10 protein-coding genes and 2 pseudogenes are annotated in these 12,696 nt (G+C 59.1%); 4 read left to right on the top strand and 8 right to left on the bottom strand.

The window, feature by feature from the left end; genetic code table 11:
* Positions 1–48: 48 nt before the first annotated feature.
* The 4 genes and pseudogenes from WD823_RS04220 to WD823_RS04205 form a co-directional block, all read right to left on the bottom strand.
* Positions 49–297 (bottom strand): annotated as a pseudogene (locus tag WD823_RS04220) (sodium/proton-translocating pyrophosphatase); the annotation flags it as partial.
* Between the two features lie 85 nt (positions 298–382).
* The gene (locus WD823_RS04215) at positions 383–1,453 is read right to left on the bottom strand and encodes a GSU2403 family nucleotidyltransferase fold protein (protein WP_368428234.1); all 1,071 of its coding nucleotides are present in this window, start codon (positions 1,451–1,453) and stop codon (positions 383–385) included.
* Positions 1,454–1,769: 316 nt separating this feature from the next.
* On the bottom strand, positions 1,770–3,791 hold the full coding sequence (locus WD823_RS04210; protein ID WP_368428233.1) for a sodium-translocating pyrophosphatase: 2,022 nt from the start codon (positions 3,789–3,791) through the stop codon (positions 1,770–1,772).
* A 280-nt stretch (positions 3,792–4,071) separates the two neighbouring features.
* On the bottom strand, positions 4,072–5,343 hold the full coding sequence (locus tag WD823_RS04205; protein ID WP_368428232.1) for a 6-phosphofructokinase: 1,272 nt from the start codon (positions 5,341–5,343) through the stop codon (positions 4,072–4,074).
* 302 nt (positions 5,344–5,645) lie between these two features.
* On the opposite strand from WD823_RS04205, the pseudogene WD823_RS04200 reads away from it, so the two are divergent.
* The 4 genes and pseudogenes from WD823_RS04200 to WD823_RS04185 form a co-directional block, all read left to right on the top strand.
* Positions 5,646–6,287: pseudogene (locus WD823_RS04200) on the top strand (adenylate kinase); the annotation flags it as partial.
* A 393-nt stretch (positions 6,288–6,680) separates the two neighbouring features.
* Positions 6,681–7,694: a porphobilinogen synthase gene (hemB, locus tag WD823_RS04195; RefSeq protein ID WP_368428231.1), complete on the top strand. Its 1,014-nt coding sequence runs from the start codon at positions 6,681–6,683 to the stop codon at positions 7,692–7,694.
* A 65-nt stretch (positions 7,695–7,759) separates the two neighbouring features.
* Complete coding sequence (locus WD823_RS04190; RefSeq protein WP_368428230.1) at positions 7,760–8,596, top strand: 23S rRNA (adenine(2030)-N(6))-methyltransferase RlmJ; 837 nt, start codon at positions 7,760–7,762, stop codon at positions 8,594–8,596.
* Between the two features lie 205 nt (positions 8,597–8,801).
* Positions 8,802–9,116 carry a PilZ domain-containing protein gene (locus WD823_RS04185; protein ID WP_368428229.1) on the top strand — a complete coding sequence of 105 codons (315 nt, stop codon included), beginning with the start codon at positions 8,802–8,804 and terminating at the stop codon, positions 9,114–9,116.
* Between the two features lie 58 nt (positions 9,117–9,174).
* On the opposite strand, the gene WD823_RS04180 is transcribed toward WD823_RS04185, so the two are convergent.
* The 4 genes from WD823_RS04180 to WD823_RS04165 form a co-directional block, all read right to left on the bottom strand.
* Positions 9,175–9,915 carry a 16S rRNA (uracil(1498)-N(3))-methyltransferase gene (locus WD823_RS04180; RefSeq protein ID WP_368428228.1) on the bottom strand — a complete coding sequence of 247 codons (741 nt, stop codon included), beginning with the start codon at positions 9,913–9,915 and terminating at the stop codon, positions 9,175–9,177.
* Positions 9,916–9,922: 7 nt separating this feature from the next.
* Positions 9,923–10,717: a class I SAM-dependent methyltransferase gene (locus WD823_RS04175; protein WP_368428227.1), complete on the bottom strand. Its 795-nt coding sequence runs from the start codon at positions 10,715–10,717 to the stop codon at positions 9,923–9,925.
* A 155-nt stretch (positions 10,718–10,872) separates the two neighbouring features.
* Entirely contained in the window at positions 10,873–11,385 is a 513-nt protein-coding gene (locus WD823_RS04170) for a DUF1269 domain-containing protein (protein WP_368428226.1), read from the bottom strand.
* 129 nt (positions 11,386–11,514) lie between these two features.
* The gene (locus WD823_RS04165; RefSeq protein WP_368428225.1) at positions 11,515–12,258 is read right to left on the bottom strand and encodes a competence/damage-inducible protein A; all 744 of its coding nucleotides are present in this window, start codon (positions 12,256–12,258) and stop codon (positions 11,515–11,517) included.
* Positions 12,259–12,696 lie beyond the last annotated feature (438 nt).

The raw sequence follows: 12,696 nt of genomic DNA, 5'->3' as shown, positions 1-12,696 counted from the left end.
CACCCTTTGCCCTCTCCCGGAGGGAACGGGGAAGTTGGTGGGAATCTCTTATAAGAGCGGCACGATCAGCAGCGCCACGATGTTGATGATCTTGATCATCGGGTTGATGGCCGGACCCGCGGTGTCCTTGTAAGGATCGCCGACAGTGTCGCCGGTGACGGCGGCTTTATGGGCCTCCGAGCCCTTGCCGCCGTGCTTGCCGTCCTCGATGTATTTCTTGGCGTTGTCCCAGGCGCCGCCGCCGGTGGTCATGGAGATGGCGACGAAAATGCCGGTGACGATGGCGCCGAGCAGCACCGCGCCGAAGGTCTTGGTTCCATCACGTTAATAATGATAATGAATTCGGTTTCGCTCATTTTCGGATACTTCCACCAGGGCACATCTACGGTTTGGCCGCCTCCGAGAGCTCTTCCCAGGCCCGCGCGTGGACAGGCGCTAGCAGTCGGTGCGCCGCTTCGATCGCGGGGGCAAGGTATTTCTTCGCCCGGCGCGGAATCTGCGCTACCGCGGATTCAATGGCGCCAGGATGGCTCTCCGCGAGCGCCGCACACAGCACGCAGGCCTGGAAGACGTCCTTGTCCGATTTCGCCTCGCGCCCGCTACGAAGGCGCGACACGATGAGTTTGTGGACGGCGAAGCGCTCGGGCAACGGCACCCGCACTGGGCAACAGCCTTCGCGCGCCATCAGCATTGCCGTTTGGGATTCGGCCAGGAGACAATCGAGATACGGCAAGCCGGTGGCGTAGGCTCTGAGTTCCGGAACCGGGACAACGGGAAAATCTTCATTGGCCGAGGGCACCAGCAGATCAACGTGAAACCGCGACCGGCCGCGTTGTTTGAAAGAGGTCGGCGGCTTTTTGCGGTTAAGCGAGGGGACTTCGACAAAGGGGATTCCGGTGTCCTTCAACATCTCAAGCAGGCCCTGTTCGGGCTGCTTTTCAAAGGCGAGCGCCTCGCGCCGCCGGGCGATGTCAATGTCTTCGGTGGCGTACGGGGTGGCACGGACGCCCAAGCGGTTCAGCAGTACCCCGTAGGCGTGCGAGCCGATGAGCATCCCTCCGGCCGCAAACACCCCATGGTTGTGCAGACTGGCCAGGGTGGCATAGGTCTTGGCATCGGCCAGATTGAACCCTTCCCGCCCTAGCAGGCGCAGCGAGGGCACGATCTCCTTGAGTTCCCGGATACGCTCGCGCAGGTCAGCCGCCGCGGCATCGGCCTTCGGGTCTCCCACGGGCCCGGCTAGGTAGCGCTCGCGCTTGCGGCCCTCGCCGTCGTAGAACTGGTGGGTGTAGAAGCGAAAGCCGGAGGCATTCGTGCGTTCGATCACCGAGCCGGCCGTGCCGACGAAGACCTCGCGCTGGTTGAGCGCGTGGCTCTCCAGATCGGCGTACAACACCGTCAGCGCACGGCGGTGCGGGATGAACAAGGGATGCTGCCGATCAGTATCCGTCATGATAAAATTTTAGTGGATACCATAGTATCCGTCAACAACAGAAAATGACGGATACTGGCCAGCCAAGTTCAAGGCGCCGTTGAAACAGGGAATGAGAAAATTGCCGCCCGCGACGAGGTTGGAGTTGGAGAAAATCGTTCGCTGAAACGACAGGAATCCACAGTACAGGGACGTACTGTCTGTGGAGCCGAGGGACGCCAAAACAAAAGGCCGGCAAAGCCGGCCCCGTTTGATAGATTTCCCCCTTACCCCTCATCCCCATCCCTTCTCCCGCAAGGGGAGAAGGGAGCGAGCCGAAGCGCGTAGGGCGCGCACTCTATAAGAGTGGGACGATTAACAGCGCCACGATGTTGATGATCTTGATCATCGGGTTGATCGCCGGCCCCGCCGTGTCTTTGTAGGGATCGCCCACGGTGTCGCCGGTGACCGCGGCCTTGTGCGCGTCCGAACCCTTGCCGCCGTGCTTGCCGTCCTCGATGTATTTCTTGGCGTTGTCCCAGGCGCCGCCGCCGGTGGTCATGGAGATGGCGACGAAGATGCCCGTGACGATGGAACCGAGCAGCACGCCGCCCAAGGCCTCGCGCCCGAGGGTGAAGCCGACAATAATCGGAATCAGCACCGGCAGCATCGAGGGAATGATCATTTCCTTGATCGCGGCTTTGGTCAGCATGTCCACGGCCCGTGAATAATCCGGTCTGGCCTTGCCGGTCATGATGCCTTTGATGGATTTGAATTGGCGGCGTACTTCCACCACGACGCTGCCCGCGGCGCGGCCCACCGCCTCGAGAGCCATGGCGCCGAACAAATAGGGCACCAGCCCGCCGATGAAGAGCCCGATGATCACATTGGGATTGGACAGGCTGAATTCGACCGCCTTGCCGGCATGCTTGAGCGCGTCGGTGTAATCCGCGAACAGCACCAGCGCGGCGAGCCCCGCCGAGCCGATGGCGTAGCCTTTGGTCACGGCCTTGGTGGTGTTGCCCACGGCATCGAGCGGGTCGGTAATATCGCGCACCGACTTCGGAAGCCCCGCCATCTGGGCGATGCCGCCGGCGTTATCGGTGACCGGGCCGTAGGCGTCGAGTGCCACGATGATGCCGGTCATCGAGAGCATCGCGGTCGCGGCGATCGCGATGCCGTACAGGCCGGCGAGTTCATAGGCGCCCCAGATGCTGGCACAGACCGCGATGACCGGCAGCGCCGTGGCTTTCATGGAGAGCCCCAGGCCGGCAATGATGTTGGTTGCATGACCCGTGACGGAGGCGGCGGCGATGTTGCGCACCGGGCGGTACTGGGTCGCGGTATAGTACTCGGTGATGACCACCATGACGGTGGACAGCGCAAGCCCGATCAACGCTGCACCGAAAATCCGGGTAGCGCCGTAGAGGCCGTTGCCGGTCATCATGATGTCCGTCACAAAATAAAAGGCGCTGGCCGCCAGCACGCCGGAGACGATTACGGCCCGGTACAGGCCGTTCATGATTTTGGCTTTCTTTTTGACCGTGACGAAAAAGGTGCCGATGATGGAGGCGATGATGGACACGCCGCCGAGAACCAGCGGATAGAGCACGGCGTTGCTGAAGTCCGGCAGCAGCAGGCTGCCCAGGAGCATGGTCGCGATCAGCGTCACGGCATAGGTCTCGAACAGGTCGGCGGCCATGCCGGCGCAGTCGCCGACGTTGTCGCCGACGTTGTCCGCGATCACCGCCGGGTTGCGCGGATCGTCCTCGGGAATGCCGGCCTCGACTTTGCCCACGAGGTCCGCGCCCACGTCCGCGCCCTTGGTGAAAATGCCGCCGCCCAGCCGCGCAAAGATGGAAATCAACGATCCGCCAAAAGCCAGCCCCACCAGCGGAGCAATCAGATCGGTTTGACTGGCATAGGGTGAAAGATACTCGAGAATCGCATAGTACCCGGCGACCCCCAGCAGGCCGAGTCCCACCACCAGCATTCCGGTGATGGCGCCCGACCGGAACGCCACTTGCAGGGCCGGGTTCAGACCGCTTTTGGCCGCTTCGGCGGTGCGGATGTTGGCGCGCACCGAGATGTTCATGCCGATGTAGCCGGTGGCGGCAGAGAGGACAGCGCCGATGGCAAACCCGATGGCGGTTTTGGCGTTGAGCCCGAAATAGATGACGATAAAGAGCCCGACTCCTACGAAGGCGATGGTGCTGTACTGGCGGTTGAGATAGGCCGTGGCGCCCTCCTGAATCGCGGCCGCGATTTCGCGCATCCGATCGCTCCCCGTCGGTTTGTCGAGCACCCATTTGATGGACAAAACTCCGTACACGATGGCGGCGATGGCGCAGAAAAGCGCGATGAGCAGACTGTCAGACATGTTTTCCTCCCGCAGGTTGGACGAAACGCGCCGTACGACGCGCAGTGCGCGATAACCGGAACAGAATGTACCCTATCGCTGAGCCAAATCAAGACCAACCGAGCATAAATTTATTACTGCCGAATCGGCTTTGTCGCCGGAACCAGGCGTGCGGTCCGCATTTCTTAAATCGATCCAGACATTATTTTCTCCACGGTTTGGCGGACCTTGAACCGTTTTATCCTGTTACCGATCCCGAGTGTAATCGACGATCCCCGTCTGGCATTATTTAATTACGGATTCAAATTTTGAATTCGACGCTGAGCTTCCGTTTCACCGGCACGTTTTTCAACCGGACATATTGCGGCATGCCGTTCTTATACGGCGGATAATCCTCGCCCTGTATGAGCGGTTCCAGGTAGGCGCGGCACTTGGCCGTGATGCCAAAGCCGTCGTCGGAAATGAAATCCTTGGGCATCATCTTTTCGACGTTGGCCACCTGATCGAGCGGCACGCTGCCGATTTTCCATTTGTAGGGCTTGTCGGCGAGACGGACGATCGTGGGCATCACCGAGTTACAGCCTTTCACGGCCAGTTCCACGGCGGCCTTGCCCATGGCGTAGGCCTGCTGGACATCGGTCTTCGAGGCGATGTGGCGTGCGCTGCGCTGGAGATAATCGGCCACGGCCCAATGGTACTTGAGGCCGAGACCCTCCTTGACGATACCTGCCACCACCGGCGCGACGCCGCCGAGTTGCGCATGCCCAAAGGCATCGCGCAGACCCTGGTCGGAGAGGAATTTTCCGTCCGCGCCTTTTACTCCTTCCGATACCACCACCGAGCAGTAACCGTAGCGACCGGCCATCTCGTCGACTTTGGCGAGGAACCTGGATTTATCGAACGCCACCTCGGGGAACAGGATCACGATCGGAATCTCGGTATCCTTGCTGGAGGCGATCCCGCCGGCCGCGGCGATCCATCCCGCGTGACGGCCCATTACCTCGAGGATGAATACCTTGGTCGAGGTTTTCGACATGGAAGCCACGTCAAAACTGGCCTCGCGCGTGGATACGGCGATGTACTTGGCAACGCTGCCGAATCCGGGGCAGTTATCGGTGACCGGCAAATCGTTGTCCACGGTTTTGGGGACATGGATGGCCTGGATGGGGTATCCCATGGTATCGGACAATTGTGAAATCTTGAGACAGGTGTCGGCCGAGTCGCCACCGCCGTTATAAAAGAAAAAACCGATGTCATGCGCCTGGAATACCTCAATCAGTCGTTCATACTCGCGCCGGTTTTGTTCAAGGCTTTTCAGCTTGTAGCGGCAGGAGCCGAAGGCGCCCGAGGGCGTGTGACGCAGCGCCTTGATGGCGGCGGCGGATTCCTTGCTGGTGTCGATCAGGTCTTCGGTCAGCGCGCCGATGATGCCGTCGCGCCCGGCGTAGACCTTGGCAATCTTGTTCCGGTATTTCCGAGCCGTTTCAATGATCCCGGCGGCCGAGGCATTGATCACGGCGGTCACGCCCCCCGATTGGGCGTAGAAGGCGTTTTTGGCATGTTGTTGCGGCATGGATTTTCAGTTGCCTCAAGGAATAATGCTGTCAGTATCTATAATATTCGATATTCGCAAGCTTCTCCGGCATGGATGGGGGCAGACTTGCCACGGGATGCATGGGGGCCATTCGGCGCGGATATGCCAAATTTATCAATTTTTCTGCCCCGGGACACGCCGATCTTCGTTGTTATATGGCGGGACCGGGTCCAGACCATTGACGCCGGGGTGGGCAAAATTGTAGTTTACGCGCCCCTGCGAATGAACCAGGGAAAATCCGAAGCAACCGCACGTCCAAGAACTTAAAAAGCGAGAGCGCCATGAGAATTGTCCTTTTGGGAGCCCCGGGTTCCGGCAAGGGAACGCAAGCTAAGTTATTGGTAGAAAAATACAAGATACCGCAGATGTCTACCGGCGACTTGCTCCGGTCGGAGGTCGCGGCCGGAACGGAGTTGGGCAAGCGGGCCAAGGCCGCCATGGACGCGGGTCAACTCGTCTCGGACGAGGTGGTACTCGGCATGATCCAGGCGCGCTTGTCCAAACCCGACGCCAAAAGCGGCTTCATCCTTGACGGGTTTCCACGCAATATTCCGCAGGCGCAATCGCTGGATGCCATGCTGGCGCGCCTGGGATTGCCGCTGCAACTCGCGCTGCTGGTGGACGTGGATACCGATGTATTGCTGAAGCGCCTCACCGGACGGCGCAACTGCGGCTCCTGCGGCGCGATATACAACATCTACTTTTCCGCGCCGAAGACGGCCAACAAATGCGACAAATGCGGCAGCACGCTGATGCATCGTTCCGATGACAACGAACAAACGGTCGGCAACCGTCTCAAGGTTTACCAACAGCAGACCGCGCCGCTGGTGAATTACTACAAGGCCCAGGGCAAGCTCCGCACCGTACGCGGCGTGGGCGCCGTGAGCGTGATATTCAAGAATGTCACCGACATCATCGAATCCCAGATCCGGCCGTTGGCGGACGTGATGGGTAAAATTGAATCGGCAGCGGCCAGGCAAGCGGCCAAGGAAAAGGCGGCCGCGGTGGCGAAGGCGGCGGCGGCAAAAGCCGAAGCCAAGGCGGCGGCGAAGGAGAAAGCGGCAGCGGCCAAGGCGGCGGCGAAGGAGAAAGTCAAAGCGGCCGCCGCGTTGAAAATCAAGCCCGTCGCGAAAAAAGCGCTGGCCAGGAAAGCGGCACCGAAAGCCAAAGCCAGGAAAGTTTCCAAACCGGCGGCCAAGGTCAAATCAAAAGCCAAATCCAAGATCAAGACCAAAGCCAAAGCCAAAAAGGTCAAGTAACGCCGGTCGTTCTTTCTTTTAAGAAGATTGATCTCCTTGAATAACGACAACCGCGTCATGGCGACTGACACAAGAAAATTTTCGCGAGTCCGCATGCGCCGCATGCGCCGCAATGACTTTTCGCGCCGGCTCATGCGCGAGACGCGACTTCATGCGGATGACTTGATTCAGCCGGTGTTCGTCATCGAAGGCAAGAACTGCACGGAGCCGGTCCCGAGCATGCCTGGCATCAGCCGCGTTTCAGTGGATCTGTTACTCAAGCAGGCGGAGAAATTGCTGAGTGTGGGGGTGCCGGCGATGGCGTTGTTCCCGGTTATACCGGCCACGAAGAAGAATAACAATGCCAGTGAGGCCTACAATCCCCAGGGCCTGGTGCCGCACGCCGTGCGCACGCTCAAAAAAAATTTTCCCGAACTTGGCGTGATCACGGATATCGCACTCGATCCTTATACGTCGCATAGTCAGGACGGTCTTATCGATAGTTCAGGATATGTGCTGAACGATGAAACCGTTGCGGTGCTGGTGAAACAGGCCCTGACGCATGCCGAGGCCGGCGCGGATATTGTGGCGCCCTCGGACATGATGGACGGGCGTATCGGCGCGATTCGGGACGCACTGGAAAAGGCCGGCCAGATCCACACCTGTATTCTGGCCTATTCCGCCAAGTACGCCTCGAATTTCTACGGACCGTTTCGCGATGCCGTGGGATCGGCGGCCAGCCTCGGCGCCGGCAATAAATACAGCTACCAGATGGATCCGGGCAATTCGGATGAGGCGCTGCGCGAAGTAGCGCTCGACATCGAAGAGGGCGCGGACATGGTGATGGTGAAACCCGGGTTGCCGTACCTCGATATTGTCCGCCGGGTGAAAGACAAGTTCGGCGTTCCGACCTTCGTGTATCAGGTTAGCGGCGAATACGCCATGCTCATGGCGGCCGTGAAAAACGGCTGGCTCGATGAACGCGCCTGCGTTATGGAATCCCTGCTCTCCATCAAACGCGCCGGCGCGGACGGCATTCTCACCTATTTTGCCGAACGCGCCGCTGGGTGGTTGAAAGACAGTAGCAAGTAGCAAGGTTCAAGTAGCAAGAGAAGATTTTACTTGCCACTTGCCACTTTTCACTTGCTACTGCCGTTATGAATTACCGCCACATCTTCCACGCCGGCAATTTCGCCGACGTCACCAAGCACGTCGTGCTGGCTTTGCTCCTCAAGTCGTTGCACAACAAAACCACTCCGTTTTGCTATCTCGACACCCATGCCGGGGCGGGTCGTTACGATTTGGCTAGCGAAGCGGCGCAGAAAACCGGCGAATGTCTCGACGGCATTCAACGTCTGTGGGACACGCAGACTCCGCCGGAACTCGCCGAATACCTCGCAGTGGTTCGCGCGCAAAATTCAGCTGGAGCATTACGTTACTATCCCGGATCACCCGTGATCGCGCGGTACTTCCTGCGGCCGCAGGATCGCATGGTGCTGCTCGAGCGCCAAGCGGATGAGTGTGCAAAACTGCAGTCAACCTTTGCGGGAAACCGGCAGGTTACCGTTCGGGTGCAAGACGGTTATGCCGGCCTCAAGGCGTATCTGCCGCCGAAGGAAAAACGCGGCCTGGTGCTCATCGATCCTCCATACGAATCGGATAGGGAATATGAACAGGTGGTGGAAGGTCTGAAAGTAGCTCATGACCGCTGGTCCTCTGGCATCTACGCACTGTGGTATCCCATCAAAACCCGTCCCCCGGTCGAACGCTTCCACCGAGCCCTCGTGGCCACGGGAATTCGCAAGATGCTACTGGCGGAATTCGCCCCTTATCCCGAAGATACCAGTTTCCGCTTGAACGGTTGCGGAATGATCGTGATCAATCCGCCCTGGATGCTGGAGGAGACGCTGCAAACTCTTTTGCCGCAGTTGTTGAAGCTGCTGCAGTCGCAAAGTACCGGTCGGTCACGCCTGGCGTGGCTGGTTCCGGAATGACATCGTGGCCATGCCATGGCGCTGACCAGCGGAAAAATAGTATTGGTAACGACCTGTTATCGGCCATCTTCAAGAAATCCGGTTAAATGGAGCAATATTATCCGCTGGTGGAGTTACGCTTTTAATAATAAAATCGCGCACTGTTCTATCGGTGGAAAACTCAGGTCGGGTAATTCGGGTCCGCTGGTTAGGGATTGGGGGAATAATGAACGAGAGGCGCGACAGCCAACGCATCCCGGTTGAGATGAATGCTGTGTTGAATTATCAGGCACAGATCATGGCCTGCACGATTCGGGATATCAGCCTGAACGGAGCGCTAATCGGGGATTTGCCGATGGAAGTACCGTTTTTCAACGCGCCCGTGGAACTCGGGCTTACCCTGAACGCCGGTGGCGAATCCAAACAAATCCGCATCCCGGCGAAAATCCGGCGGGTAACGGAAAAAGGCGCCGGCCTGAGTTTCGGCGATGTCGCAATGGAGACATATTTCAGCCTGGTGAATCTGGTCTACAACGCCTGAATGCCCCGGCAGGGGATCCCCCCACATCACGGATTAATTTAAAGTTTTTATCCTGTTTTCACCGGCGCGTGCGATCAGCCAGCGTGGCGAAAGCGCTGACCAATGCCACCGCCGCGGTTTCTATTCTTAGAATTGCGGTTCCCAGCGACAACAATCTGGCGCCGCCACGGATGGCCAGAGTTATTTCTTTATCCGTAAAACCACCCTCCGGCCCGAGCAGAATTGTAGTAAATCCCGAGTTTCCCGGTTGCACGGCAGCGGCCAGGGATATTGCCTGGTCGGAGGGATGGGCGATCCAAACGGCATCTCCTCGTGCCGCGGCACCGGTTATTACTTCCTGGGTTGTAGCGGGTGGATGGATTAAGGGTAAATGTAACCGGCGGCTTTGTTTGCATGCCTCGATGCAGATACGTCGCCAGCGATCGGTGTTGTTCTTGCCTGGTTTTACAATTCCCCGTTCGCATTCCAGCGGAGTGAATTCGTCCATGCCTAGCTGAGTCGCCATGTCCAGCATAACAGTCTGGCGGTCCCCCTTGGGCAGGGCGCTGGCGAGGTGAATGACCTGTTTCGGCGGCGGTTCGGTATAGCGTTCTTCGATCCGCAGATCGAGTGTCCGGCCGCGCCCGGTCACGCGCAGGACAGTGGCGCGCGCCCCGCCGCCGCGCCCGTCAAAAAGCCACAGTGTATCGCCAGGGTGCCGCCGGCGGGAGGCCACCGCGTGGTGCGCTTCGTCGCCTGACAGGCTGAGCAGCGCACCGGGTTCGGCCAGATGCTCGCAATAAAATAACGGATCAGTCATGTCTCGGTCAGCGGCGGGTGAGATAAATGTCATAGCGCACCAGTTTGCCCGACAATGACAAGTTCGGGCCGGGAGCGAGCGGCGGGGCGTCATCCGCGCGTTTCACTACCACGCGATCGATCGCCACGCGGCGGCTGATGTCGAGCAGTTCCAAGGCATCCGGATCCTCACCGACAATCGCACGCAGCAAGCGCATCTCTTTTTTTACCGCCGCCGATTTCTTGCGTTTGGATGGAAACATGGGATCAAGATAAATCGTCTCCGGGCGGGGCACAGTCGAAGCAAGCAGGTCGCGGGCATCCCCCGTGACAAGTTGGAGACGCTGGGTGAGAGCGACGCCGGTGCGCGCGGTGAAACGCCGGAGGCCGTCTTGCGCCAGGGCCGCGATGACCGGTGATCGTTCGAGCGCCGTCACGCGAAAGCCCATGAGGGCGAGCAGTAATGCATCCCGGCAAAAACCCGCGGTGGCATCTACCACCAGGCGCGATTTCTTGCCAATCGCGCGCGCCAACGGCTGGCGCCGGGAAAGGTTCAGACCGTATCGCCGCAGGTCCATATCCGTGAAATCCACGCTCACCGGTTTCATGCGCGGGCTGAGGTTGTCACGCAACTCGAGATGTTCCCCGGTGGCCGCCAGAATCAGATCATAGTTTTCTGCCAGATCGGCAGTTACCAGGGGAAATTCCAGCGATTGCGCCAGATTCGCCGCCGCCATCAGCGCGGTGACGGAATCCGGTTTTAACACGGCAATTGAAGCCTTGCCGCCGGGAGCCGGCGCGCGAGGCAAGCGGGCAGGTTTCATCTAAATAAACATATCATCCGCAGCATCGAGGTGTGGAAGGCTGAATAGTTTTCAGCACTGCCAGGTTTGATTGTCGGACGCCGTATACCGGGGGATGGATCTGTCTTGCAACATACGTCTGGGCAGGGCAGGTGCCGGAAGTTGACGTTATACGATTAAGGAAACGCCGGTATCGTGGGATCGCGGCCGCGCATGTCAGCTTCGGGGTGAAGTTTCTTCACCTTGCGCGTGACCGTCTGGACTTGTTCCTTGGGCACATCCACGATCAGCAGAATTTTCCCGTTTTCAATTTCTTTGGTGAATTCCTTCAGATGCGTGTTGGGCACATCCGAGGCAATCATCCCGGATATCCAGAGACCCATAATGGCGCCGATAACACTCATCGCCAGAATGACACTTAAGTTCATGGCCAGACCGGATGGCGGGAACATGAGCGCGACGACGCCGGCCAGCGCACCGGTTAGCCCGCCCACGATCAAGCCGAGCCCTAGACCATGGCGTGCGTCGCTTTTTTCCATGACGGTGGCCTCGGGCAGATCACCGAGCGTAATTCCCTCGCGGGCGAGCGCGTGGATATAGCGCTCTTCGATATGTGACAGCAACAGCTGGTGGTAAACCTGTTTGGCATGCTTGACATTCGGTAGCAGGAAATAAAGCCGCCTTCTCATGACACCCTCCTACTTCAAACGGAGTCAGCTATGGCAGGAACTTACTTTACTCCTGTTTCAAAAGGGTGAATACCATTCCCTTGACTTAAGCAGATATATAACACTTCCCTGTGTACGGCCTGATAACACTTATTTGCATTCGCTGTAGCGGTAACCCCGGGAATCGAGCATATGCCTGATTTCCGCGAGACCGTCGCGCACGGTTGTTTCGTTGCCCGCGATCCCCAGTTCGATCTCGGCACCGCCGTTCTCGGTAAAACGCGGCAGGCTGAAAAGCTTGAGGTCCGGATGGCGCGCGATGAAGCTGTTCATCCAGGGGATGAGCACGCTCTCCGGAACCTCATGGACGACTACGCTGGCCTCGGCCGGTTTGTCACGGTGCAGTTGCGCATAATAGGTATCCAGGACCCATTCCATCATCGGCCAGGCCATGTTGGGAAACCCCGGCAGGCAATGAATCTGCCCGATACGGAAGCCCGGAATGCGATTGACCGGATTCGGGATGATCTCTGCGCCTTGAGGGAAATCGGCCATCAGGATTCGGTTTGGGTAGGCCTCGGCACCGAAGCGCTCTTCGATGATTGCCTGTGCCTCCGGGTGCCGTCGCAAGGGGATTTCGAATGCCTCGGCGATGCATGGTCGGGTAAGGTCGTCCGGTGTCGCGCCAATCCCGCCGAAGCTGAAGCAGATATCTCCGCGGTCGCGAATCGCGCGGAATTCGCGGATGAGCGCGGCGGTCTCGTCGCCGACGAATCGGGCCCAACGCAATCGCAACTGGCGGTGACCGAGCACCTCGATGACGTGGCTAAGGTGTTTATCCTGGCGTCGGCCGCTCAGGATTTCATCGCCGATGACTAGGATGCCGATGGACATGGAGCGTGGCAGCGATAAAAGGGTGTATGAACGTTACCCCGGGTCAGGAGCACACTCAAGAGGCGCCATGGATTGCCGCGGTCTTCAGAAGCCAATCCGTCTTACAAGTCATTCCGCCCCGCACCGAACTGTCAGCTTCGGAAACATCATGGCCGGCGACGATAGGTCTTTTATCCGCAGGCGCGTTCAGCGCGCTTGCGGTATGGCACTTTGTATTTCCGCCGACTCAAGCATGATGCATGCCATCCTTGGCGCGACGTTATTGCTTCGTTAATCCCCAGCCAGGCCCGGCTGCGCTACGCATCCCGCTTCGCTTGCCGGTCCGGGGCAGGCCGTCCGTGGCCTGCCCGTTCGGCGGCGCAAAAGCCCAGTGGGCTTTTGCGAAATCCCCGCCTCGCCCGTGGCCTGGCGTTCAGCGGCGCGTACACACGTTAAGTG

Source organism: Sulfuricaulis sp. (assembly GCF_040901545.1).
GTDB lineage: Bacteria > Pseudomonadota > Gammaproteobacteria > Acidiferrobacterales > Sulfurifustaceae > Sulfuricaulis.
Note: the sequence above shows the minus strand (reverse complement) of the source record. Positions and strands in the feature narration are given on the sequence as shown.